Origin of the sequence: Ferrimicrobium acidiphilum DSM 19497 (assembly GCF_000949255.1) — a bacterium.
GTDB lineage: Bacteria > Actinomycetota > Acidimicrobiia > Acidimicrobiales > Acidimicrobiaceae > Ferrimicrobium > Ferrimicrobium acidiphilum.
The window spans coordinates 35,159-60,700 of the sequence record NZ_JXUW01000003.1 but is presented as its reverse complement, the minus strand read 5'-3'; the positions used below and the strand labels follow the sequence as shown (position 1 = coordinate 60,700).

General features: G+C 54.9%; 19 protein-coding genes and 4 tRNA genes. 3 read left to right on the top strand and 20 right to left on the bottom strand.

Going from position 1 to position 25,542, the window contains the following annotated elements:
- Positions 1-4: 4 nt before the first annotated feature.
- From FEAC_RS02140 to FEAC_RS02085, 13 genes are all read right to left on the bottom strand, one after another.
- Positions 5-3,850 carry a DNA-directed RNA polymerase subunit beta' gene (locus FEAC_RS02140; RefSeq protein WP_052565282.1) on the bottom strand — a complete coding sequence of 1,282 codons (3,846 nt, stop codon included), beginning with the start codon at positions 3,848-3,850 and terminating at the stop codon, positions 5-7.
- Positions 3,851-7,402 (bottom strand): DNA-directed RNA polymerase subunit beta, encoded by a 3,552-nt coding sequence (rpoB, locus tag FEAC_RS02135; protein ID WP_152623034.1) that lies wholly within the window; start codon positions 7,400-7,402, stop codon positions 3,851-3,853. It lies immediately after the preceding gene.
- Between the two features lie 192 nt (positions 7,403-7,594).
- Positions 7,595-7,987, bottom strand: coding sequence for a 50S ribosomal protein L7/L12 (rplL, locus tag FEAC_RS02130; protein ID WP_035389072.1), 393 nt, complete (start codon positions 7,985-7,987; stop codon positions 7,595-7,597).
- 101 nt (positions 7,988-8,088) lie between these two features.
- The gene (gene rplJ / locus FEAC_RS02125; RefSeq protein ID WP_035389073.1) at positions 8,089-8,619 is read right to left on the bottom strand and encodes a 50S ribosomal protein L10; all 531 of its coding nucleotides are present in this window, start codon (positions 8,617-8,619) and stop codon (positions 8,089-8,091) included.
- A 131-nt stretch (positions 8,620-8,750) separates the two neighbouring features.
- Positions 8,751-9,473 (bottom strand): 50S ribosomal protein L1, encoded by a 723-nt coding sequence (gene rplA, locus FEAC_RS02120; RefSeq protein ID WP_035389074.1) that lies wholly within the window; start codon positions 9,471-9,473, stop codon positions 8,751-8,753.
- A gap of 41 nt (positions 9,474-9,514) precedes the next feature.
- Complete coding sequence (gene rplK / locus FEAC_RS02115; protein ID WP_152623033.1) at positions 9,515-9,946, bottom strand: 50S ribosomal protein L11; 432 nt, start codon at positions 9,944-9,946, stop codon at positions 9,515-9,517.
- Positions 9,947-10,033: 87 nt separating this feature from the next.
- Positions 10,034-10,792, bottom strand: coding sequence for a transcription termination/antitermination protein NusG (gene nusG / locus FEAC_RS02110; protein ID WP_236684585.1), 759 nt, complete (start codon positions 10,790-10,792; stop codon positions 10,034-10,036).
- A gap of 26 nt (positions 10,793-10,818) precedes the next feature.
- Entirely contained in the window at positions 10,819-11,100 is a 282-nt protein-coding gene (gene secE, locus FEAC_RS02105) for a preprotein translocase subunit SecE (protein WP_052565280.1), read from the bottom strand.
- 40 nt (positions 11,101-11,140) lie between these two features.
- A tRNA-Trp gene (locus FEAC_RS02100) sits at positions 11,141-11,213 on the bottom strand.
- 7 nt (positions 11,214-11,220) lie between these two features.
- On the bottom strand, positions 11,221-11,841 hold the full coding sequence (locus FEAC_RS02095; RefSeq protein ID WP_269078246.1) for an RNA polymerase sigma factor: 621 nt from the start codon (positions 11,839-11,841) through the stop codon (positions 11,221-11,223).
- Positions 11,802-11,966, bottom strand: a complete 165-nt coding sequence (rpmG, locus tag FEAC_RS14445) for a 50S ribosomal protein L33 (RefSeq protein WP_081901041.1) — start codon at positions 11,964-11,966, stop codon at positions 11,802-11,804. Before rpmG ends, FEAC_RS02095 begins: the two co-directional genes overlap by 40 nt.
- Positions 11,967-12,232: 266 nt before the next feature.
- Positions 12,233-12,306: transfer RNA gene (locus FEAC_RS02090), tRNA-Met, on the bottom strand.
- 6 nt (positions 12,307-12,312) lie between these two features.
- Positions 12,313-12,385, bottom strand: a tRNA-Thr gene (locus FEAC_RS02085).
- Positions 12,386-12,552: 167 nt separating this feature from the next.
- Here FEAC_RS02085 and FEAC_RS02080 point away from each other — a divergent pair.
- Positions 12,553-13,068, top strand: a complete 516-nt coding sequence (locus FEAC_RS02080) for a GNAT family N-acetyltransferase (protein ID WP_052565278.1) — start codon at positions 12,553-12,555, stop codon at positions 13,066-13,068.
- A gap of 89 nt (positions 13,069-13,157) precedes the next feature.
- Here FEAC_RS02080 and FEAC_RS02075 read toward each other — a convergent pair whose 3' ends face one another.
- From FEAC_RS02075 to FEAC_RS02065, 3 genes are all read right to left on the bottom strand, one after another.
- Complete coding sequence (locus tag FEAC_RS02075) at positions 13,158-13,808, bottom strand: DNA-3-methyladenine glycosylase family protein (RefSeq protein ID WP_052565276.1); 651 nt, start codon at positions 13,806-13,808, stop codon at positions 13,158-13,160.
- Between the two features lie 46 nt (positions 13,809-13,854).
- On the bottom strand, positions 13,855-15,456 hold the full coding sequence (gene mptB, locus FEAC_RS02070) for a polyprenol phosphomannose-dependent alpha 1,6 mannosyltransferase MptB (RefSeq protein ID WP_035389078.1): 1,602 nt from the start codon (positions 15,454-15,456) through the stop codon (positions 13,855-13,857).
- A 176-nt stretch (positions 15,457-15,632) separates the two neighbouring features.
- Positions 15,633-15,715: transfer RNA gene (locus tag FEAC_RS02065), tRNA-Tyr, on the bottom strand.
- Positions 15,716-15,741: 26 nt separating this feature from the next.
- On the opposite strand from FEAC_RS02065, the gene FEAC_RS02060 reads away from it, so the two are divergent.
- Positions 15,742-16,236: a YajQ family cyclic di-GMP-binding protein gene (locus tag FEAC_RS02060; protein ID WP_035389079.1), complete on the top strand. Its 495-nt coding sequence runs from the start codon at positions 15,742-15,744 to the stop codon at positions 16,234-16,236.
- 9 nt (positions 16,237-16,245) lie between these two features.
- The gene (locus tag FEAC_RS02055; protein WP_035389080.1) at positions 16,246-19,107 is read left to right on the top strand and encodes a bifunctional lysylphosphatidylglycerol flippase/synthetase MprF; all 2,862 of its coding nucleotides are present in this window, start codon (positions 16,246-16,248) and stop codon (positions 19,105-19,107) included.
- Here FEAC_RS02055 and FEAC_RS02050 read toward each other — a convergent pair.
- The 4 genes from FEAC_RS02050 to nuoL form a co-directional block, all read right to left on the bottom strand.
- Positions 19,099-20,442 carry a chloride channel protein gene (locus FEAC_RS02050; RefSeq protein WP_152623031.1) on the bottom strand — a complete coding sequence of 448 codons (1,344 nt, stop codon included), beginning with the start codon at positions 20,440-20,442 and terminating at the stop codon, positions 19,099-19,101. The two genes, FEAC_RS02055 and FEAC_RS02050, sit on opposite strands and share 9 nt — an antisense overlap.
- Before the next feature lie 114 nt (positions 20,443-20,556).
- Positions 20,557-22,116: an NADH-quinone oxidoreductase subunit N gene (locus FEAC_RS02045; RefSeq protein ID WP_052565274.1), complete on the bottom strand. Its 1,560-nt coding sequence runs from the start codon at positions 22,114-22,116 to the stop codon at positions 20,557-20,559.
- Positions 22,116-23,651 (bottom strand): complex I subunit 4 family protein, encoded by a 1,536-nt coding sequence (locus FEAC_RS02040; RefSeq protein ID WP_035389082.1) that lies wholly within the window; start codon positions 23,649-23,651, stop codon positions 22,116-22,118. The genes FEAC_RS02045 and FEAC_RS02040 overlap by 1 nt, the downstream gene beginning before the upstream one ends.
- 11 nt (positions 23,652-23,662) lie before the next feature.
- A complete protein-coding gene (gene nuoL, locus FEAC_RS02035; protein WP_035389083.1) occupies positions 23,663-25,540 on the bottom strand; it encodes an NADH-quinone oxidoreductase subunit L in 1,878 nt (625 codons plus the stop codon).
- Positions 25,541-25,542 lie beyond the last annotated feature (2 nt).

Below are 25,542 nucleotides of genomic sequence, written 5' to 3'. Positions count from 1 at the left end.
CGATCTAGCCTTCCTCAAGTAGATCCTCCGGACCATTCTCGTTCTCATCCTCGGAACTCCAGAACGACAGCTTCCTATGGAATGGAGCCTTGACGTCAACAGAGCGATAATCACGGACACCTGAACCAGCCGGAATCAACTTACCAAGAATGATATTCTCCTTCAATCCAAGGAGCGGATCAGACTTGCCTTCAATGGCCGCCTCTGTCAGCACACGAGTCGTCTCCTGGAAGGAGGCGGCGCTCAGCCATGACTCGGTAGCTAGCGAAGCCTTGGTAATCCCCATGAGCTCTGGTCGACCCTCAGCAGGGCGGGAACCCTGCGCGAACAGCGCTCGGTTAACCTCCGCATACTGCTGCGACTCCACCCGTTCACCCGGGAGAAACTCTGAATCCCCAGGCTCAGCAACCAGAACTCTACGCAACATCTGTCGAACGATCAGCTCGATATGCTTGTCATGGATAGGCACACCCTGGTCACGATAGACCTTCTGTACCTCTTCAACTAGATACTGTTGTGTCTCGCGAATACCCTTGATCTCGAGCACCTGCTTCGGATCCTTTGGTCCCTCGACCAGAGGATCGCCAGCCGCGACCTCTTGCCCCTCCACTACGTTGAGGTGTACTCTCGTTGGCAACAGATACGTCTCTTCGGTTCCATCATCGTGAACCACGCTGACGCGCTGCCCATTCTCCTCATCCACCAGGTGTACTACACCAGCACCATGAGTCAAAATAGCTGCACCACGAGGTGTGCGAGCCTCAAAGAGCTCGACAACACGCGGGAGTCCATGGGTGATGTCCGAACCCGCTATACCACCTTGGTGGAAGGTGCGCATGGTCAACTGAGTTCCAGGCTCACCGATCGACTGCGCAGCGACGACTCCGACAGCTTCACCCAACTCAATCAGGCCAACACCGCCAAGCGACTTCCCATAGCACATGGCACATACCCCATGTGACGTCTCGCAGGTGAGCGCCGATCGCACCCTGATCTGATTTACATCAGGATCTTCAGCAATCCGCGTCACCAAGGCATCCGTAAGGAGTGTTCCGCGCCCTATCTCGGTCCCATCAGCGAGGCTCACAGGATCAGCCAACACACGCCCAAAGGCGCGAGTCTCGATGTAGAAACGCTGACCGGACTGGTCTGGACGAAGATCCTCCAGCCAAATCCCACGAGTGGTCCCACAATCGATCTCGCGAACGATCATCTCCTGAGCAACGTCGACCAATCGACGAGTCAAGTAACCCGAGTCAGCAGTGCGGAGCGCGGTGTCAGCTAGACCCTTGCGAGCACCGTGTGTCGAGAGAAAATACTCAAGAACCTGCAGACCCTCGCGGAACGATGACTTGATCGGCCTAGGGATCATCTCACCTCGCGGATTCGCCACCAAGCCCTTGATCCCCGAGATCTGTCGAATCTGCTGTGGGTTACCACGAGCCCCAGACTCAATCATCATCCCGAGTGGGTTCATTGTGTCGGCCGCCAGCATCTCATCGATCGCATGACCAATCTCCGCAGTCGCCGACGTCCAGATCTCGATCTCCTTCTGCTTGCGCTCATCATCAGTGATGATTCCACGCTTGAACTGTGCCTCGGCCTTCTCCGCCTCACGCTCATAGCGATTCAGAATCTCCGCCTTCGCCACCGGAGTCTTGACGTCGTCGATAGAGATCGTCAGACCGGACTGGCTCGCATACCTAAAACCAAGGTCCTTGATGGCATCGAGAGTCACCTGAACGGTTACACGAGGATAGCGATTCGCTACCTCTTCAACGATGGCACCTATAGGAAGATTCTTCTTGCCAATTATCTCATTGACAAATCGGAAATCCTCGGGCATCGCCTCGTTGAAGATCACTCGCCCAGCCGTCGTTCGCAACTCAGCAACCTCGCCATCGGCACCGATCTTGCGTAAACGTATCGGAGCGTGTAGCCCCAACTCACCCGCATCCAAGGCCCGACGAACCTCATAGTTGTGCCGGAAGACCTTGCCTGCGCCAATCTCATCTTCACGAATAATGGTGAGATAGAACAATCCAAACACCATATCCAAGCTCGGGACGGTGATAGGACGCCCGGTCGCTGGCGAGATGATGTTGCTCGCCGAGAGCATCAACACGCGCGCCTCTGCCTGTGCCTCAGGTGAAAGTGGCAGGTGAACCGCCATCTGATCACCATCAAAGTCGGCATTGAACGCAGTCGTGACAAGCGGATGAATCTGAATCGCCTTGCCCTCAACCAAGACGGGCTCAAAAGCCTGTATGCCTAGTCGGTGTAGGGTAGGGGCACGGTTTAAGAGCACCGGATGTTCCCGGATGACCCCGTCTAGAACCTCCCAGACCTGTGGACGTCGTCGCTCAACCATACGCTTGGCAGACTTGATGTTCTGCGCAAACTCGAGCTCGACCAACCTCCGCATGACGAATGGTTTGAACAACTCCAGCGCCATCAACTTAGGAAGACCACACTGATGCAACTTCAAGGTAGGTCCACCAACGATAACCGATCGACCTGAGTAGTCAACGCGCTTACCAAGAAGGTTCTGCCTGAATCTACCCTGCTTCCCCTTCAACATATCAGAAAGACTCTTCAACGGACGGTTACCAGGTCCAACCACTGGGCGACCGCGGCGTCCGTTGTCAAACAGAGCGTCCACCGCCTCTTGAAGCATACGCTTTTCGTTATTCACGATGATCTCAGGAGCTCCAAGATCCAACAAACGCTTCAAGCGATTGTTTCGGTTGATCACTCTACGGTAGAGATCGTTCAGGTCGGAGGTGGCGAAACGACCGCCATCTAGTTGAACCATAGGGCGTAGATCTGGTGGAATCACCGGAACAACTGACAGAATCATCGCCATCGGGTCGTTGATCCGGCGACCATCCTCATCGCGACGATTGAACGCCGACACGATCTTCAGACGGCGTATCGCCTTCTGCCGACGTTGCGCCGACAGTGGTCGACGAGCATCGGTTGGCTCGATCATCTCACGCAGCTTGACCTGCTCGACATCGAAGTCGATCCGGTTGATCAGATCAGCGATCGCCTCCGCTCCCATGCCGCCATCGAAATACTCGGAATAACGAGCTCGCAACTCCCTCCAGAGAATCTCATCCTCGATAATCATCCGAGGATAGAGTTCGCGAAACTCATCAAATGCGCGACGAACGAGCTCGACAGATTGATTCGCTCGTTCCCTGACGGACTGAATCTCCTTCTCTAGTTGGCGTTGGCGTGCCCGGACATCACTGTCCTTAGCACCCTCTGCCTCCATCGCTGCCAGCTGCTCCTCTAACTCCTGGAATCGATGTTCGATCTCGATATCACGCGAATCCTCGAGACTCTTGATCTCCTCGAGCATCTCAGTCTCGAGATTAGGTAGATCCTGATGGCGACGATCCTCGTCGACAGAGGTGACAAGGTTAGCGGCAAAATAGATAACCTTCTCGAGCTGCTTGGCCTTCAACTCCTCTTTCGGAGTCGTACCCATAAGGAGATAGGCAAGCCAGGAGCGCGTACCACGCAGGTACCAGATATGCACGACCGGTGCGGCCAGCTCGATGTGACCCATGCGTTCCCTACGAACCTTGGCTCGAGTAACCTCTACACCGCAGCGTTCACAGACGATACCCTTGAATCGCACCCGCTTGTACTTACCACATGCGCATTCCCAATCTCTGGTCGGGCCGAAAATACGCTCACAGAACAGCCCGTCGCGCTCCGGACGCAAGGTGCGATAGTTGATCGTCTCCGGCTTCTTTACCTCACCGCGCGACCAATTCTTGATGTCGTCGGAGGTCGCCAGCCCTATTCTTATCTGATCGAATCGGCTCAAATCAATCATTTAAATTCCTCTCTCCTGGCGTCCATCATCCTCATAATCCACGTTGCGCTCCGGTCGACTGAGGTTAATTCCTAGATCCTCAGATGCCGAGTAGGCATCCTCGTCGAGCTCACGAAGTTGTACGCGCTCCCCAGTCGGCGACAGTACGTCGACGTTCAAACAGAGCGATTGCATCTCTTTAATGAGCACCTTAAAGCTCTCGGGAATACCTGGCTCAGGGATATTCTCACCCTTTACAATCGACTCATAGACCTTGACGCGGCCAACCACATCATCAGACTTGATGGTCAAGAGCTCCTGGAGAGCGTACGCGGCGCCATAGGCCTCGAGAGCCCAGACCTCCATCTCACCAAATCGCTGTCCACCAAACTGTGCCTTACCTCCCAACGGCTGTTGGGTAATCATCGAGTACGGACCAGTCGAACGGGCGTGGATCTTGTCATCCACCATGTGGGCGAGCTTGATCATATAGACATAGCCGACCATGACCGGGCTGTCATAGGGTTCGCCGGTACGACCATTGAAGAGCTGGGCCTTGCCATCCTCCCCAACAAGACGATTACCATCAAACGACTGAGGGTTCAGATTGACCAACAGCTCCTTGATGGTCGGTAACCCACCAGCCTCCTCAGTCTCATCCCAGTGCGCACCATCGAAGGACGGGCTCGCCACCCAGGTATTCGGAATAGCCCGTGGTCGCGTCTTCTGTCGCTGGATGACCTCTTTCTCACTACCATCCACAGGTGTCCAGCCCCACTTAGCCGCGAAGCCAAGGTGACCCTCGAGTACCTGTCCAACATTCATACGCGACGGTACACCCAGCGGGTTCAAGATGATGTCTAGCGGAGTTCCATCGGCCATCCGCGGCATATCCTCTAGCGGAAGGATCTTTGAGATAACACCCTTATTGCCGTGTCGCCCGGCCAGCTTGTCACCCTCCGAGATCTTGCGATGCTGGGCGACATAGACCCTAACCAACTGGTTCACACCTGGGGGCAATTCTGTTGAATCGTCACGGCTAAAGACCTTGATGTCAATAACCTTCCCATACTCACCATGGGGGACGCGCAGCGAGGTGTCGCGCACCTCTCGCGACTTCTCGCCAAAGATTGCTCGTAGCAACCGCTCCTCTGGCGTGAGCTCAGTCTCGCCCTTCGGAGTTACCTTACCGACCAAGATATCGCCAGGGCCAACCTCTGCCCCTACTCGGATAATCCCACGCTCATCAAGATCGGCCAGCGCCTCCTCCGACAAGTTAGGAATATCGCGGGTGATCTCCTCAGCTCCGAGCTTGGTATCTCGCGCATCCGTCTCAAACTCCTCGATATGAATCGAGCTCAAGACATCATCCTTGACCAGTCTCTCCGAGATGATTATGGCGTCCTCGAAGTTGTAACCCTCCCAAGGCATAAAACCGACCAACAGGTTCTTACCTAGTCCGAGCTCACCGTTCTGGGTAGCAGGTCCGTCTGCTAACAGGTCTCCGGCCTCCACTCGATTCCCTTGATCGACAAGAGGCCGCTGATTCCAGCACGTATTCTGATTCGAACGCTCGAACTTGACCAAGCGATATCGCTTGGTGCCGAGTGGAACACCATTGACATCTGTCTGACCTTTGTCATAGTCGACGACGATGGAATCGCCGGTCACCTCAGTAACCAGTCCAGATCCCTTCGCTACCAGCACATCACCGGCGTCCAGTCCTGCACGTGCCTCGACCCCCGTCCCGACGAACGGCGCCTCAGGAATCATGAGCGGCACCGCCTGCTTCTGCATGTTTGCACCCATGAGAGCCCTATTGGCGTCATCATGCTCGACGAAAGGAATCAGCGAAGTAGACACCGACACCACCTGCGAAGTAGAGACGTCCATTAGGTCTACCTCTTCGGGAGTCGCCAGCTCAACTTCAGAGGTAGAGCCGTACGACACCTCGTTGACGCCGACCTTGACAACCGCACCCTGTGGGCCACGCCGCACCAGAATCTTGGGCTCAATAAAACGTCCATCGGCATCCAGACGAGCATTCGCCTGCGCGATGATGAACTCCTCTTCCTCGTCGGCGGTGAGATAAACGATGTCCTCGGTCACACGTCCTTCGACAACCTTACGATATGGAGTCTCTATAAAACCAAACCTGTTTAGTCGCGCGTAACTCGCAAGAGCCCCAATTAGACCGATGTTTGGCCCCTCTGGAGTCTCGATCGGACACATCCGACCATAGTGCGAAGAGTGGACGTCACGAACCTCGAAGCCAGCACGCTCGCGAGACAGACCACCGGGCCCTAGTGCCGACAGACGGCGCTTGTGGGCGAGACCCGACAGCGGATTGTTCTGATCCATGAACTGTGAAAGCTGACTAGTGGAGAAGAACTCCTTGACAGCGGCTACCACCGGCCGAATGTTGATCAGGCTTTGCGGAGTGATCGCCTCTACGTCTTGGGTCGTCATGCGTTCGCGCACCAATCGCTCAAGCCTGGACAAACCTATCTTAAGTTGATTCTGAATGAGCTCACCGACGCTACGAACTCGACGATTGGAGAAGTGATCCTGATCGTCATAGCGATACCCCAGCTCACCGCTGGCTAGATGGAGCATATAGGAGGCAGTAGCGACCACCTCAGCTCTGGACAACACCCCAGGGGTCTCGTAAGCGGTATCTAGAGGATGGCCGAGTATCTCCTCCAAACGTGCAATTTCAGGCTTGAGGCGCTTGTCAATTTTATAACGCCCTACTCTGGTAAGGTCGTAACGACGAGCCTGAAAAAACGCGCCTTCGAGGTACATCCGAGCTGCATCGGCGTTCGGTGGCTCCCCTGGGCGAACACGCTTGAACACCTCGAGCAACGCCTCTTCCTCGGTCTGTGATTGATCCTCCTTCTCCCACTGCGGGATCAAGAAGTCGAAGTGCTGGACCAACTTCTGAAGATCAGAAGGGTCAGAGAAGCCAACTGCTCTCAAAAGAGTGAAGATACTCAACCGCCGCTTGCGAGCAACACGAGCACCGGCCTGGATATCACGGCCCGGTCGGGCCTCTACGTCGAACTCAAGCCACTCTCCCCGATAAGGGTTGATGGTGGCAGTAACGATCGTTCTCTGATCTCGGCCTGGTTGGAACAACACACCTGGTGAGCGCACCAGCTGCGAGACGATAACGCGCTCGGTGCCATTAATGACAAAAGTCCCGCGGTCGGTCATCAACGGGAAATCTCCCATGAAGACGATCTGTTCCTTGATCTCATAGGTGCTCTTGTTCGAGAACTTAGCCCGCACGAAAATCGGCGCAGCGTAGTTCATATCCTTCTCTTTGCACTCCTCTACCGAATATTTCGGGAATGGAGCTAGATCGGGATCATTGGGATCGTACTCGAGCTCCAGCGAGAGCTGACCCCCGTAGTCCTCGATTGGAGAGATATCATGGAACGCCTCTGCGAGACCCTCTTCAAGAAACCAACGGAAGGAATCCGTCTGAATAGCGATAAGATCAGGTAAAGGGAGAACCTGAGGAAGTTTCGCAAACGAGAAACGCTGGGGCGAGCGGTTAAGCAAGGTCAAGTACTACTCCTTAGACGAGATCCGAAAACACAAAAAAACTCACACAAGCGACAAGGTCGCTCAGATGAGTTTTTCAAGAGCTCAGTTGTGGGCAAGACACTACGACATATAGCATAGTTGGACAAATTGGGCGGCACGTCGTTTGAGCCCGAAAAGACGGGCTCAAACGACGCACTATCGCACTAACGAACGTTACTTCAGCTCGACAGTCGCGCCAGCACCTTCAAGCTGAGCCTTGGCCTTTTCGGCATCCTCCTTAGAGGCCTTCTCCAACACTGGCTTTGGAGCGGCATCGACAAGATCCTTAGCCTCCTTAAGGCCGAGATTTGTGAGCGCGCGAACCTCTTTAATCACCTGGATCTTCTTTTCGCCTGCAGCGGTCAAGATAACATCGAACTCATCCTGCTCCTCGGCAGCGGCCGCAGCCTCTCCGGCACCACCACCGGCAGCAGCGCCGGCAGCCGCAACTGCAACAGGGGCGGCGGCGGTAACACCGAATCGCTCCTCGAATGCCTTCAGAAGCTCGGAGAGCTCTATGACGGTCATCTCAGAAATCTGATCGAGCAATGTCTGAACGTCTGCCATTGGTTTCCTTTCGTGTCCTAATGAGGACGGTTATGCTAACGATTTCGTCAAGCTATTTACTATACAATGTCTACAAAGTTGGGTCGGGAACAGCCGCTTGGCTACGCAGCCTCACGCAGATCGACGAGCGCCTTCAATCCATAGGCAAAATCACGTGGCAGCGCATTCAACGCAGACGCGAAGTTAACCATAGGCGCAGCAATGAGCCCAGCCATCTGAACAAGAAGCACATCGCGGCTCGGCAAACTGGCTAGGGCGTAAACTGCTCGCTGATCGAGTAGCTGCCCACCCAGCAGAGCACCCTTGACTACCAGAAACTCGTTGATGCGAGCAACATCTCGTAGCACCTTCGCCGTAGCGGCTGCATCTGGGCCACTAAATACCAGTCCACTTGGACCGGTAAGCAGTTCGTTGAGCAACTCGTAGCCTGCCTCCTGAGCAGCGATCCTGGCGAGGCTATTCTTAAATACCTTATAAGAAGCCCCAACGGAACGAAGCTGCGAACGCAAGGACTGAAGATCAGCGACTTTTAGACCACGATACTCTGTTACAAAAATGACATCTGTTTCAACGAGCTTCGAACGAACCTCATCGACCACAGAAACCTTTGCAGGACGCGGATTATCGACCATCTTCTCTCCTTTTTCTATGCCTGACTCGGAGAGACCGCTTCATCGGGCGCCCCATTTCTAGGGAACATTAAGCGTTAGCACCGGACCTCTTAAGCGAATCAAGGCGTCATATAATATAGCAGCTAAATTGACTATGCAGCCCCGGCAGCAACCAAATCTTCGTCCAAGAGACGAATCCTATTGGGGTCTACACTCACTGAAGGGGTCATCGTCGCGCTTAGGTGCACCGAACGAAAATAACGTCCCTTTGCCGACGCAGGCTTGGCGCGAGAAAGTTCATCGATCACCGATCGGAAGTTCTCAAGCAAAGCAACCGACGAAAACGACACCTTGCCGATCGGGACATGCACATTACCGACCTTATCGGTTCGGAACTCTACTCTACCGGCCTTGAACTCAGCTACCGCCTTGGCGACATCCATGGTAACCGTACCTGTTCGTGGGTTAGGCATGAGACCTCGTGGACCAAGTACTCGCCCTAGACGTCCAACTTGACCCATCAGGTCCGGAGTAGCGATTGCAACGTCAAACTCTAAGAATCCACCAGACACTCTCTCCACGAGGTCATCAGCTCCAACGACATCCGCACCGGCTTCCCTGGCCTCGGTTGCCGCCTCGCCAGCAGCGAAGACTGCGATTCGGACCGTCCTCCCGGTACCATTTGGCAGCGATACCGTCCCGCGAACCATCTGATCGGCCTTGCGAGGATCCACTCCGAGCCGAACAGCCAGCTCTACGGTCTCATCAAACTTAGCCTTGCTCATCGCCTGTACCAGTTCGACTGCTTCGCGCGGAAGATACAACTTCTCGACATCTAGCTTCGCAATCTGCTCTTTATATACTTTTCCGGCCATTACTACTCCAAACTCTTCGCTTCAGTTACCCAAGAGTCGCACTACTCTGCGACGGTGATGCCCATAGAGTCCGCGGTGCCAACTACCTGTTTCATCGCTGACTCAAGGTCAAAGGCGTTCAAATCCGGCATCTTGGTCTTGGCAATCTCTTCGACTTGATCCCTAGTCACGGTACCAACGAGTTCTCGACGATTAGTAGCAGAACCCTTATCGAGCCCAGCGGCCTGCTTCAACAGCTCGGACGTGGGAGGCGTCTTTAGGATAAAGCTGAAGGAGCGATCTTCAAAAATCGTTACCTCTACCGGGATGACCTGGCCACGCTGCGACTCGGTTGCAGCGTTGTACTGCTTGACGAACTCCATCGTTTGGATACCATGGGGCCCCAAAGCAGTACCAACCGGTGGAGCCGGCGTTGCCGCTCCAGCGGGCAAATTTATCTTGACAATGGCTGCGACACGTTTCTTCGCCACGATGACTGAACTCCTTACATTGAACCAGACAAGTATATAGGGTGATGGGCAGAGAGATCTCCCGCACAGCCTAACTAGTGGAAGACAAATCTAAATTTTGGTAACCTGTGAAAAATCTAGCTCCACAGGCGTCTCTCGGCCGAAGATATTGAAAAGAACCTTGAGCTTCATCTGATCTGCGTTGATCTCCGATATCTGGCCTGAGAAGTCCGCCAACGGACCCTCCTTAACCTGTACCGTATCGCCGATATCGAAGCCATGGGTGGGCTTGCGAACCGTGGCGGTTCTCATCTCTTCTGGCGTCTTAAAGGCCAGCATCGACTCCACCTCACGCTTGGACAGAGGAGTGGGCTTGGACCCCGAACCCACGAATGAGGTTATGCCAGGTGTATTGCGGATGGCAGTCCACACTTCGTCATCCATATCAGCTCGTACCATCACATAGCCAGGGAAGACCTTGCGGCGAACCGATACCCGCTTGCCATTCTTGATCTCAGCAACATCCTCCATCGGGATTTCGACCTCATAGATGCGCTCATCGAGGTTAAGAGACTTCACGCGTGCGAAAAGATTGGTCTTCACCTTATTTTCGTAGCCCGAATAGCAGTGGACAACGTACCACGCTCCAGCGCGGTCATATGGGGACTCAATGGCGTCCACCTCCATCTCATCGGCGAATCCATCTGAGGCCTCACCGTGGTCAATGTGGTCAACACCGACATCACCAAGCTCGAACGAAACATCATCCTCACGCTCGGTAGAGCTGCCGTAGTCGGCACCCCCCCCGGACGCATCTATTGGAGATGATCCAGCTGTTACTTCTTCGTCTGAAATTTGGTCGTCTGACACCGCTACTACTCCCACAATCTCCTGTATCAACCGTACAGTTTGGTTACGCCGGTTGAGAACAAGAGGTTCAACAAAAAGATTAGACCAATGACGAGCACCAAGGTCACAAACACGACTGTAGCGTAGCTGCGCACCTGGGCACGTGTCGGCCAATCTACCGCCTTTAGCTCTGTGATCACCGAGCTAAAATAGCGGCGAATACGACCCTTCTCTTTAGGGCGCTTCGTCTTAGACCGCCGTACGGCTTCTTGCTTCTTCTCTGGCGCCATCTGCTGGCGCGCCATCAACCGCTTTGTCTCGCGATTCACGTCAAAACCTCATACTTCAAACAACTCGCCGCCTTACCAGCAGGGCAGGAGGGACTCGAACCCCCAACCCCCGGTTTTGGAGACCGGTGCTCTACCAATTGAGCTACTACCCTTTATGGCCTACCAGCTTATCAGGGGATCCCCATGGTTTGCACCCTCTGCGCTGGAGACTGAGGCTTCTTGAGCAAACAGCAAGGCAAGTTGCTTACGCGCGCGATAGAGTCGAACCTTAACATTGGCCTCAGTCTGCGAGGAGACATCAGCGATCATTCGTACGCTATAGCCCATTCCATAGCGCATGACCAGCAATTCCCGTGTCGACTCTGGGACCTTATCCAGCAGGGCTATGAGATCAACTGCCGCCGCAGTCGACTCATTAGGATCCTCCCGACTAACGGCTACGGTAGGAGAACAGACCTCAAGCGAGCACTCTCGATTGGTCAGACGATTTCGAGCCCGAAGATGGCCGAGCGCAGAGTTGACCACGATGCGATAGACCCACGTCTCGTACTTCGAATCTCCTCTAAACCGCTCTAACGACCGATAGACGTTCAGATAGGCGTCCTGGAGCACATCACCGACGCTCTCGGCATCGCCCAAGATTCTCATCGCCAAGGCTGCGCTCGCGCGTTGGGTCATCTTGAGGATCTCCTCAAAGCTGGGTTTGAGGTCGCCGACGGCCTGCAATGCCTTAGGCGGGGTCAGCGTGTCTCCTTGTGCAGGGTATGACGACGATCCCACTGACAGAACTTACGCATCTCGATCCGTTCGCGATCATTCTGCTTGTTCTTGGTGGTGATATAGTTCCTTCGCTTGCACTCCTCGCACGCCAAGGTGACCTTCACTCGCTTCTCATTCTTTGCCATTAGTTACCTCTCTTGCCCATAACACTTCCACGCAACGGACCACGACCGATCCTCAAGCTAAAACCCTTATATCAGAATATCAAGGTCTACCCAGCAGCAAGGCACCAACTCGATGATGCTCCAAGCACACGACATCAGGCTTCTATCGACGGGCAGCCGATTCTAAATCTACCGCCAGCGTTACACCATACTAGAGAGATAGGCACGCAGGCGCCCATTCCAATAAGACAAGACCTCCGCCAACAACGCCATCGGCCGAGGTGCAGTAGCGGCGGTCGGACTCGAACCGACGACCCCACGATTATGAGCCGTGTGCTCTTACCTACTGAGCTACGCCGCCTTGCAGAGCCCCCTGTCGGAATCGAACCGACGACACCAGCCTTACCATGGCTGTGCTCTGCCGACTGAGCTAAGGGGGCAATACGTTTCAGGCTCAATCTATGATACTAGGTGATGGGAATCGTACCTCACGCCTTGCAACTATTCACGCCCCTATGGGCCCACATTCCCCAAACATCGGCGCTAGGGTGAGTGTAATAGATCGCGCTCTTGACCATCGAGGCATGCAGCCCGGTTTGGTACGTCCGTGAGCAGCCGGTCAGCTCCGAGAGGTATTGATATCCGCAACCTCATCCCCCAAGATAGCGAACAGCTCCGTCAAATTTACAATCATGCCGTACTGTCGTCGACGGCAACGCTAGATCTCGTACCGCGCACGCACGCTGATCAGGAGCGTTGGCTCGAACAGCATCTGGGCATCTACCCTGCCCTTGTGGCCGTTGCCAAAGATCAGCCCATCGGCTATGCCTCAATCTCTCCATTTCGCCCACGCGCAGGGTACAACTCGACCGTTGAGGACTCGGTCTACATCGATCCTAACTACCAGGGACAAGGCGTTGGGCGACTGCTGCTAGAACACCTGATCGTTACAGCCACTTCACTTGGCTTTCACAGTTGTATTGCACATATAGTTGCTGATCACAAAGCTTCGTTACAGCTACATGTTGGTTGTGACTTTCGGCTCGTAGGTGTTGAACGAGAGATTGGTAGGAAATTCGGGAGATGGATCGACATGGCGATCCTGCAACGACAGCTACGTTAAGGGCGGAACGTTCAACACCTCGACGCGTCCATCTCTATCCAGGCGTGGCTGCTTACCTCAAGATGGCAACATCCACCCAGAAAGCAGTGTTAGGCCTGGGCATGGTCGTCGGCCCAGAAGTACCAAGCGGCAAGCGAGCGAAAAGGCCGATATTGTTCACCATGCTCTATCAATTCAGGCAGCAACAGTGGTACGCTGCCCGACAGGTGTCGTTGAACGCTTCGCCGCATAGCCAGATCCCCCACTGGCCAGATGTCAAAACGCTGGAGATGAAACATGAGAAACATGTCGGCGCTCCAGCTCCCAAAGCCGTATAGTCCCTCGATAAACGCCCGCACAGACGCATCATCGAGAGACGCAAGCTGAGAAAGCTGAGCGGCTGACACACTCCGGCAGAGTCGATCCAACGTTTTAATCTTCGGACCTGAAAGTCCAATCCTGCGAAGCTCCTCTGGCGTGAGCACTGCCACCGTCTCGGCCCGCAATCCAGTCGCGGCGTCAAGGCGTTCCAGAATCGCCCGCGCCGACGAGCCTGACAGTTGCTGATACACCAACGTCTCCACCAGGAAGCCAAAGGCATCTTGTTCGGTGTGACCGCCGCTACGACCAGGATCAAACGAATCTCTATATAGCCGAGGGAGTCCATAGTTGCGATAAAAATCCGCCATCAGCGAGCTCCGTTGTGCCAGGACGGCAACGGCCTCTTCCAGTTCTAGTTCGACTCGCTCAAGCTGAGTCAATTCCTAGGGTCGCCAATCTCTGCATCGCTCGTGAGCCACCGATAGATCACGCATCGGACTCGATCCGAACAAACTGAGGTATCCAACGTTGGAGCCTCGGAGGAACCACCTCGGCAACCGCCACCCGAAAGCCATCAAAAACTTCCTTAGCCTCACGCAGGAGACTCGACCGGCGTCGATAGAGAATGGTGACGAGACCAGCATAGCCAAGCCAAGCAAAAGCTGTGGGTGCCCCCAAAAAGTCGATAGGCATCGCCGATAGAGTGAGCAGCACGAGAAAATCCACCGTTAGGTCGCCGGCACCTAGCGACAACAACACAATTCCCCAACCGAGATACCAGGGCCAGATGACGGGACCAAGCACCACAGTGACGATCAAGATCACACCAGTAAGTCGTACGATATTGGATCGCCGACTTCCAAGAATAGTGATACCGCCAATGAGCAAGATACACAAGTCACCGAGAGCTCGAAACACGTTAACCACAAAGAGTGGCCCGAACGGAAGTCCTACATGAGCGAGCACCCAACCAATGGCATAGCCAACAAGAATGAGTGGGTCCTCGAAGGACAGAACCGATCCGGGAGTAGACAGCGCTGGGATCCAGCCCATTCCCAGATGCGTAGCTAGACCAAGCAGGTAGAAAACAGCCAAGGTTAACATCACAGCGATGAAGAGGCCACGCAGCTTGCTAAGCACACGGTTAGAGTTGCTCCAGTGATAGCCCATAAAGCCAACCGCAACAATCGCTGGTACCTTAACCGATGCCGCTAGAGCTACTAGCACAATGCCAGCCAACCTACGATCCTTTAGGAACAGATAAATTCCGGCCACCATAAGGGCGGTCATTAAGGCGTCATTATGTCCCGCCGACGCAAAGGTATACAACAAAATTGGATTGGCCGCGCTTAGGGCGAAGGCAAGGTCTCGATTAACACCAAGCAAATCTGCGATCTTAAGGATAAAGATACCGATGACGACAACAGAGGCGAGAGCAACCAGGCGAAGCAAAAGCACGGTCATCATCGGAGAGTGGCCCGAAAGTTGAACGAGCCCCCCAGCCAAGGCTAGAAACAGTGGGCCGTAGGGGGCCTTTGCCATTCCCCAAAGTGGGTCCACCGTGGAACGATAGGCGCTATTGCCGAGCAACGCTGGGCCCCCGCTATACGGGTTGATTCCGAGCGTGACCATGCGCCCCTGAGCTGCATACGAGTAGACATCTCGTGAAAACAACGGTCCAGCAACCATCAACGGCAATACCCAAAGGCCAAACAGAAGCCATTTGTAGCGAAGCTGCTCGCCACGCCGAGCGCCGACAACGATTCTGAGCCAGGCAACCGCCGTCAGAACAAGGCCGTAATAGATCAACGACTCAGCCAACAACTCCACGATCAAATTCCCTGGATGCGGAGACGCGTTCACCCCAAGGTACCAAGACCCAGGAATCTTCGAAGTGAAGGGGGAGTTTGGTTGCAAAGAACCGACGAAGACTAGCAGCGAACCGATAAATCCAGTGGAGATCGGATTGACATTCATCAGATTGTCGACGTTGGCCCAGCCAAACCATCGCCTGATGGTGCGGAAGCGGCCGCCTGACCCGTCTCCATGAAGAGTAGGAATTAGACGGGCACCTTCCTCGTCGCTCATCTCCTTTGAGCCTCCACGGGGTAATGAGTCGTCGCTCGAACGACGAAAGTGCGATTTTCCCACTGGCCCACCCTGATGGGGACCTTCGGTTGGGTGACTGCTGTCCTTATCCATGAGTTCGCTCTAGTCTAGCGCGGAGAAACTGCTCTTGCATCGCTCCGCGCCATACCTCCATGTGGGCCGGGAGGGATTCGAACCCCCGTAGGCGTACGCCGGCAGATTTACAGTCTGCTCCCATTGGCCACTCGGGCACCGACCCTGGTGAGGACATAATAGTCTACCAGTATGCCATCTTTCGACGTAGTCTCAGAGATTGATATACAAGAAGTTAAAAATGCAGTTGACCAGGCGAGTCGAGAGATCACGACTCGCTTTGACTTTAAGAATACCGATTCATCTATTGTCTTCAACGAGAACGACCTCCTCATCACCCTAGCGTCTAGTACCCCAGACCGCCTAAAAGCCGTCATGACCGTGCTTGAGGAGCGTCTCGTGAAGCGTTCTGTCTCATTGAAGGCACTCGATCGCCAGAAGGTGGAGGATGCCTCCAAGGGGACTGTGCGCCAAGCTATTCGCCTGGTGTCGGGGCTAGATGGTGATCGCGCTAAACAGGTCACCCAAGCAATCAAGGCGATGGGAATGAAGGGAATCCAAGCGCAAATCCAAGGAGATCAGGTGAGGGTCACCGGCAAGAAGCGCGATGATCTCCAAGCGGTCATGGGACAGCTCAAAGAGCAAGTTGCAGATATTCCGCTACAGTTCGTCAATTTTCGCGACTAAGCACCCCCAATGGGGACGACCTATCACCTGCAGCCCGGACAGAAGGCGGTGGTGCTATCTAGTAAGGTCCTTGAACAGCGCTTGGATGATATTCGTTCCGAACTTGAAGCGGCGACGGATGGCTTGAGCGTCAACGACATTGTCATCGTCTGTGGCAATCTCACCAACGTCGAGGCCTGCCAGAATATAGCCGTCCTGAAAAGCTATCGTCGACCGACATTCATCGTCGCCGCCAACATCGAACTCGGGCATCTCATGCCGACGATGGCGACTCCCCAAGAGAAGCTGCTCGACCCGCACTGGAATCCACAGTGGTGCTCGAGTCTTGAACTCACCTATGAAGACCATGGCATCAAGCGTCTGCTCGTTGACCCAGGCAACCCATATCGTCCATCCTCCGATGACCCTAGGGCTGCAATTCTCGACCGCTTAAGCAAGCAGGGACGCCGCTTTGCCGATGCGGCTAGCCTCAACCCACAGGCATCAATCGCGCGATACATCGCCTCGCGTTCCTTCTACCGAAATATGCGACTACTGACTCCGTGGGTGACCATCCCAATTCTTCTCATCCTGGCGATTCGGATTCCACTGATATTGGCTCCTCCCATCCACCACCAATGGTCTACGGCACTAGTGACGAGTTCGGCAATCTTAGCTATCGCAATCGTTCTCGATCTGGTGCTGGCTGCCACGGTGTCTATTTTCAGCAGTCGTGGCACACTTCGGATCCTCGATAAACCGCTAGAGACTGCGATGCGAGTCCATGATCCAAACGAACCCGAGCGACTACGACTCGATCAGATCTCCCGCGATGGATACCACGGCCTGATCACTGGGGACACCCAGACCAAGGAACTGCTTAGAGTTGCCGATGTCATTTTTGCAACTCCTGGAAACTTCGGCGTCAGCGTCAACCGAGCGCCAACACGGATTCCAGTTCCGGCCATCTATCTCCCTATGATCGATGCCTCCTGGTTGGAGCTTGAGCCGGGCGCCACCCTTCGAATCAGCCTATGGTCGATCCAACGGCTCAAGACCCGGTCACGACTTCTGCGTCTGCTGGTCACACCCGAGCTGCGAACACCTACTCCCCAATTACAGGCTGCCACTCCCGATGGTCCGGCCTACTCTCCATTGGTCCGAGCGCTGCACGCTGGCAACTTGCGCTTCCGTCGTATGATCGCCATCGTCGTGTTCCTGGGTGGGATCATTGAACTCGCCAGTGCTCTGTTGCCACCCCTGCACCACCACCTAAGACTCGCCTCGGTACTCTTTCCAAGCATCGCCACCTTCGTGCGCCACTACGCGAATGCGCTAGCCGTCACCACTGGCGTAGGCATGATTGCGGTAGCACTCGGTCTCCACGCAGGTCGAAGGCGATCGTTTCAGATCTCCATTGCAGTCGCCGTTCTGGCCCTCCTGGCGAATCTTGGCCGTGGAGGCGACCTAGCAACAATGATCGTTCTTGCAGTTGTCCTCATGGTTCTGCTCATCAATCGGCGTGCCTTCGATCAACCCACGCCAACCAAGCCTACGCTCTCTCGCTTGGTCAGGATTGTAGTAACGATGATCCTTGTGTGGATCGTCGCTCTCGTCGTAACGCTGGTGGCACAACTATTCGCCCACCGACGCCAACCTGATCATCTCTTGTCCACCTTCGTAAGTATCGCGACCATCTCTTTCGGCCTCTCCGCTCATGCTCCGTCACCCTTCGAGCATCCCTATCTTCGAGATGCGCTGCAGTTGTCGATGCTGGCCTTGCTCCTCATCGGCATCTGGGCGATCTTGGCTCCGCTATCGACACGCGTGCATCTCGAGGGTCGCGCTCCGCCCAGTGTCGAGACATTTACTCGCATCCTGGCAACTCACCCGCAAAGCACACTCGACTACTTCGCCCTACGAGACGACAAAATGCGCTGGATTCGTCATGGAGTTGTCATTGCATACGGAATATTCGGTTCCACCGTCATCGTCTCCCCAGACCCAATAGGTCCGCGATCCAACTCTAGGCTCGCCTTCGTCGAGTTCTATGCGGAGATGAAACGACAAGGGCGTTCCGTCGCCATTCTCGGCGCTACTGCCTCTTGGCGAACCGTATATCAAGCTATGAACATGCGTAGCTACTACATAGGAGATGAGGCTCTCGTTGCCCTTGACGGGCTCAACTTAGCTGGCAAACGACACAAGAGCCTCCGCCAAGCTGTCAATAGGATGAAAAACTACGGCTACTCGGTCACGTTAAGCAACCCAATTCGACTGTCAACGGCCGATCGTGAACAGATCCTAGCCATCATGACCTCCTCCCGACGGGGTGATCGCGAACGCGGCTTCTCGATGACTCTGGGTCGCATCTTCGACCCGCGCGATACCAACCTGCTCATGAGTATCTGCCGAAACAAAGAGGGAGTCATCACCGGATTCTGTCAGTGGGTACCAGCGCCCGCGGTAAATGGCTACTCTCTCGACCTGATGCGGCGCGACCTTGGGGACCATCCCAATGGCATGTTTGATCTCTTGATCATAGAGACCATGCGCCAACTTGGCGAACAGGGCTACGGTGCCGTCAGCCTCAACTTTGCAGCCATGCGGGCCGTGTTAGCAGGCGAGCGCGGATCAGGAATACCCTCCAGAGTCGAGCGCTGGGTACTTGGCAGGCTGTCTGACTCGATGCAGATCGAATCACTATGGCATTTCAACTCGAAGTTCGATCCCACCTGGTTGCCACGATACCTCGTCGTCGACACCATTGAGAACCTGCCTGCGATCGCCATCGCCGCCAGCAAGGCAGAATCGCTCTGGGATCTACCGGTGATTGGTCGTTTTCTGAGTGACACACCTCGCCTGGAAGGACCGACACCGTCATCACGGTGACGAAAGTGGACTCCGCCCGGCAAGGACCTGCGAACCAAAGATGGTGATGCGCTTACGCTGGACAACAAGCAAAGCGACGGCGACGGCGACCATTACAGCTGCTGCTACCGTCAACGATCCGGTTGCGGTCAGTGCAATCACCACCATCGATAGTGGAATCCGCCCTATCGAGCCAAATACTGCCGCAAACATGATGATTGCGAATAGCGGCAACGTTCCAAAGCTCAGGGGCAGGTGGGCAAGCGATACTATCCGCCAGAGCAACACACCACTGAAGGCTCCGATCACAAGAGCCGGTCCCAGGACCCCTATCGGCGCCTCGGCTGAAAGGCTGAGCCCGGTCAAGGCGATACGTGCCACAGGCACCAATAAGAGCAACCACAGTGGCCAAGCTCGCGACTCAGCGCCGAGCAACGTCACCAGCCGAATCCAACCCGTCCCGGTTGAGAGAACTTCAGGTGCAACCAACCCGATGCCAGCGGTCATAGCTGCCACCCCTATGGCGACAGACAACCACCTCCTATAGGTCGATCGCGAATAACGCGTGATCGACTTGGCCACCACAGCAATCCACCAGCGATACAGAAGGCCGATTAGCCCAGCGATGAGCCCGATCACCACTGCGCTTACATAGGCCTCTGCGTGAATACTCCCAAAGAGAAGATGACCAATCAACGGAGATCCACCAACGGCAACGGAGTCAATCATCCATGCGATCGCTGTGACTAGGAGCCCAGGTACAATTACCGCCCCAACAAAACCAGCTAGCACAAATAGCTCACCGGCGAGCAGAACACCGGCGAACGGGGCTCGAAAAATACATGCAAGGGCAGCCCCAACACCGGCGGCGACGAAAACTCTTGTGCTGCTATCATCCAAACTGCACCAGGATAGCAACCTAAGCAGTGGACCACCCACCAGCATCGCTATCGGCCCTTCAGGCCCACCAGAGACCCCGGTTCCAAGCGCTATAACCCCTGCCACCGCAGTCCCCAACGTCTCCGTTAGCGGAAGATCTAGCTCTGAACCATTCACGGCCTCAATTACCCGATCGGCTCCCCTCTCCCGCTGACCAGCGACACCCGAAGCCGTCGACACGAGTTTGGCTATACATAATCCAATGAAGATCGCTATCGGCAGGACCCATAGGCGTTCACCGACGAGGTGGACTACATGGATCGGAGAGACCAGCTCCTTAACGCCGAGAATAGCACGCAGCAGATACGTTAGACCCTCGAGCGACCAGTGAAACAGCACCACCGCGATGCCAGCAACGACACCCGTCACCACGACGGCTAGCCCCCGACGCATCACCATTGGGACAGGACTTAACACCGGAATCAGATTAGCTTACAAACAGTAGCGTGGCCCACCAGTAGCCAACGATTCGCTGCTTCGTCAAGGTAGAGGGATCGAGGAGATGACCCATCTGCTTCGACGACAGGAGGCTCAAAAGAAGATCTTGCCATTGCTCGCCAATGTCAACAGCAAGGTAGGGAAGACGCCAAAGAAGACCGTGAACGCCACCGAGAGCCACACACCAATCCACACCGGAATCTGAGATATGCGTGGGGCTATATAACCCGCATCACTACCACCTCGCACCACGGCAGGGTAAAGGGCGTCGCCTGCCCCCAGCTCGACCTCATCTCGGGCGAATAGTGCGAGGACGAGCCTTAGGTAAAACGCCACTGCAATCGCCGCCGTAACCATCGCAACCACGGCTACCCAGTATTCGTTGACTGCAATCACGGCGGTGATGACCGAGAACTTGGCGATAAACCCACTAGTGAAGGGAGCCCCAGCTTGAGCAAGCACCAAAATAGCCAAGAGCGTCGCCACCGCCGGTCGCCGGCGCCCAAGGCCACGTAGGTCACTCAACGCTATGGAACCCTCTGTCTTTCCCGCATCCGCTTGAATGAGAGACAGGAGCCCGAAGGTTCCAATCACCATCACCGAATAGGCCGCGAGATAGAACAGCGAATCCCGCACACCGCCGCTAGTGGCTGCCAAAACACCAAGCAGAATAAAACCAGCATGATTGATCGAGGAGTAGGCCAACATCCGCTTGATCTCGCGCTGACGCAGTGCGAAAATGGCACCAAACACAAGCGATAGGACAGCGAGCGCGATAACGATCGGACGCCAATACTGAAGCTGAAGGTGGAAGGCGACCGTGAGCACACGCAGCAGTGCGGCGAAGGCGGCGATCTTTGCCATCGCAGCCATATATCCAGTCACCGAAGTCGGAGCGCCCTGATAGACGTCTGGGGACCAGACGTGAAAAGGGACTGCGGATATCTTGAAGCCAAATCCAACCAAGATCAGAGCGATACCAAAGAGGAGGACGCCATCGTTGATCAGAACGTGAGACGAAAGAAATGAGCCGATCTTGAGCAGGTTGGTGGAACCAGTAGCCCCGTAGACGAGTGCAACCCCGTAGAGGAAGACCGCAGAGGAGAACCCACCCAAGATAAAATACTTGAATGCTGCTTCCCTAGATAGTCCATCCCTCAATCGGAAGCCGACCATTATGTAGAGTGCAATCGAAAGAATCTCCAGCCCCAAGAAGATGACGATGAGATCATTGGCCTGCGCCATGACTACGGCACCTGTAGCCGAGATCAGTAGCAGCGTCACGAATTCCGGCCCCTGCCCGGCTACCGTTCGCACAAACCCGGGGCCAATCAACATCGTCAGCGTCAACGCCACGGCCACAATGATGCCTACTACTGCAGAGAAACCGTCGTTGGAGATCGCGCCTGCGATGGCAAGAGAGGGTCCATGCTTATCCACCAGCCTGAGTAGATTCGCTGACCACGCCCCTTCGCCAAGTGCGGCTAGGAGGCCAATCCAACGATAGAGTTCTGGATGCTCTCGCCGTCCAAGCGTGGCTGACAAAGCCAACACCAGCAGCGCGGCCCCAAAGAGAATCATCTCAGGAGCGATCGCCTGATAGGAGATCGCCGGAAGCCTAATCGGCAACTGTGATACCAGAGTCGCAAACACTACTTAGCCCCTCCAGTTGTGATAGAAGCCGCAGCACTCGAAACCGGCGAATTGGTGAGCGCCGGCGCCTTTTTCACGTGGTGCACTATGGCTGACGTCGTCGGATTAATCCGTGATAACAGCGGGACCGGGTAGATGCCCAAGAATACGATAATCGCCACCAGAGGTAGAAGTAGCAACGCTTCGCGAGGAGCTAGGTCGCGGAAACTGCGCTCATCTTTAGCTTCTCCATGAAACACCCTCTGATAGGCCCACAAAAGATAGACGGCGCTCAAGACCACACCAAGCACTGCCACCACCGCCCACCACCGATGCGTTATAAAGGTGCCAAGGAGAATCAAAAACTCGCCCACGAACCCATTCAAACCAGGTAGGCCAATCATGCCCATTACGACGAGAATAAACACAGCAGCGAAGATCGGAGCCTTCTTTTGAAGACCACCAAGCTTATTCATGTCGAGCGTCCCACGACGTTCGTAAATCATCCCCAGCAATAGGAAGATAGCAGCTGTATAGATCCCATGGTTGACCATCTGGAGCGTGCTGCCAGAGAGACCCTCTGTGGAAAAGGCAAAAATACCTAACACAATGAAGCCCATGTGTGACAACGACGAGTAAGCCACCATACGACCAAGATCGCGCTCACCAGCCGCCACAATCGCACCATATAGAATCCCGGCCACACCAAGAGTCAGCATCAACCAAGCCAATTCACGCGATGTGGCTGGGAATAGCTCAAGGTCAAACCGAATAAGACCATAGGCTCCGAGCTTGGCCATCACTCCCGCCAAGATCACCACCGCCGGAATCGGTGCCGCCCGGTAGGTATCCGGAGACCAGGTGTGGAAGGGAAAGATTGGAGTCTTGACTGCAAACGCAGCGGCAAAAGCCAAGAACAGAAGGATAGCCGTGTCCTTTGGAAGCTTTGTATGCATTAGAGCAGGCAAGGAGAAGGTGAGGTGCCCAGTCTGATGATCATGGATAAACACCAGGGAAACGATACCTATCAAGAGCAGCGCCGAACCGGCGAAGGTGTAGACAAAAAACTTGATAGCTGCTCGACCCGATGCTCCTAGACCAAAATCGGAGATCAGAAAATAACTTGGCACTAGGGTCAACTCAAAGAAAACGAAGAACAGGAAGAGGTCAAGAGCGGTGAAGCTCCCCATGCAGGCCGCCTCTAGAAGTAACATCCAACCGACATACGCCCGGTAGTCCTTCACGCCCTTCATCGCAAACATGGCGATGGCAAACAGAACGGCGGTCAATAAGACGAGCACGAGCGAGATGCCATCGGCCCCAAGATACCAAGCTATGCCAAATGCTCCGATCCAGTGAACCTTGGTAACAAATTGATACGAACTGGTATGGAGCTTGAATGCTATCGCCATGCCAATGGCGATCCCGAGCTCAACCAGTGAAATCGCGATACCGAAGTAGCGGACCAACTTTTGGTTGTCAGCCGGCAAGGACATCATGGGAACCACGAGAGCTCCCAAGGCGGGAAGTGCTATCAGCCAATCGAGTAACGTCATCGAATTCCTCTCTACCGCGCCGCACTCACGAGCACATACACAACGACCACAACAATTCCAGCGACCATAATGAGGAGATAGCTCCGTACAAGCCCAGACTGCACCTTTTTACCGAGGCCACCAACCCAACGAAATAGCCATGCGACCCCGCCAACGGCACCGTCAATGACAGTGGGGTCGATGACGCGGTCAGTAAACTTCGCGAGCGCAGTTCCGCCACGCGCAAATGTCTTGTCGTACAGCGTATCGATGTACCATCCCCTGATGAGAATCGTTGGTTCGAGTTCCCTACGCTCGGAATGGTTGCGCCAGAGACGCCAGGCAAAGAGAACGCCAAGAAGAGCGACAACCGCATCGGTGGCAGGGAGCAACACCTTTTCAGTCGAGGAAAGGTGATAAGAGACCAACGAAGAACCGAATACTGGTGCAAGCCAATCGTGGAGGAAGCGTAGGCCTGAATATGGTAGGTTCAGAAGTCCTGCCGTCGCCGCTGCAATCGCCAGCACGATAAGAGGAATCGTCATAATCCGCGGCGATTCATGCGGATCATGGCCATGCGTGACCTCCTGCCACCGCGCCTTGCCATAGAAGACGACAAACACTAACCGACCCATATAGTAAGCCGTCAGAAGAGCAGTCACGACTCCGACCACCCAAAGCAGCTCATTACGCCCGAATGCGTCCTCGAGTATCGATCCCTTGGAGAAGAATCCAGAGAAGGGCGGGACACCAGCGATCGAAAGCCATGCGATAATCATCGTCCAGGCAGTGATCGGCATCAACTTAGCCAGCGCTCCCATCTTGCGAATGTTCTGCTCGCTATCGAGTGAATGAATGACCGAACCCGAAGAAAGGAAGATCAACGCCTTGTAGAACGCATGTGTCACCATCAAGAAGATGGCAGCAACGTAGGCTCCAGTTCCAATTCCGAGCATCATATAGCCGAGCTGGCTCACTGTAGAGAAGGCGACAATCTTCTTAATGTCCGTCTGCGAGGTCGCGGCCATTGCCGCCACAAAGGCGGTAATCACGCCTATGATCGCGATCGTCATTGAAGCAGCATGGGCAAGTGCGAGAATGGGAGAGAGCCGAGCCATAAGGTACACTCCAGCCGTAACCATAGTAGCGGCGTGGATAAGGGCCGAGACCGGGGTTGGGCCCTCCATAGCATCAAGTAGCCAAGTAAAGAGTGGCAGTTGGGCGGACTTCCCAGCCGCAGCGAGGAAGAACAGCAGAGCGATCGCCTCCGCAGTTCCAGTCGAAAGTTGATGGGCTCCTGGCAATATCTTCGAATAGCTCACCGAATGCAACTGCATGAAGACCAAGAACGTCCCCAACATGAAACCCATGTCGCCAATCCGGTTGATGATGAACGCCTTCTTTCCGGCGCTCGCCGCCGTCGGACGTTCAAACCAAAACGAGATCAGCCAGTAAGAGCAAGCGCCCACTCCCTCCCAGCCCAGGAAGGTGAGCGGAAGATTGTTAGCCGTGACAAGAACCAACATCGAAAACACGAACAGGTTGAGATAGACGAAAAACTGATGGAATCGCGCATCACGCTTCATATATCCAATCGAGTACAGATGGATAAGCGTGGCTACACCGGTGACGAAAAGGATCATCACGACCGATAGCGGATCCGCTCGAAATGAGATATTTACCCGAAAGCCGCCCGCTTGGAACCAAGTAAACAGGTGCAGTACCTGTGTCCGGTTGGACCCGTGCTTGGCAAGCAAGAAGATCCAAGTTCCAACGGCGGCTACAAAACTAGAGGCAACCGCAATAGTTCCAAACCATCCTGCACCTGGATCTCCCATGCGCCGCCCAAAAGCGAGCAGCAGTATGAATCCAAGCAGCGGGAAGCCAACCACCAACCCCAAAACAACCATGT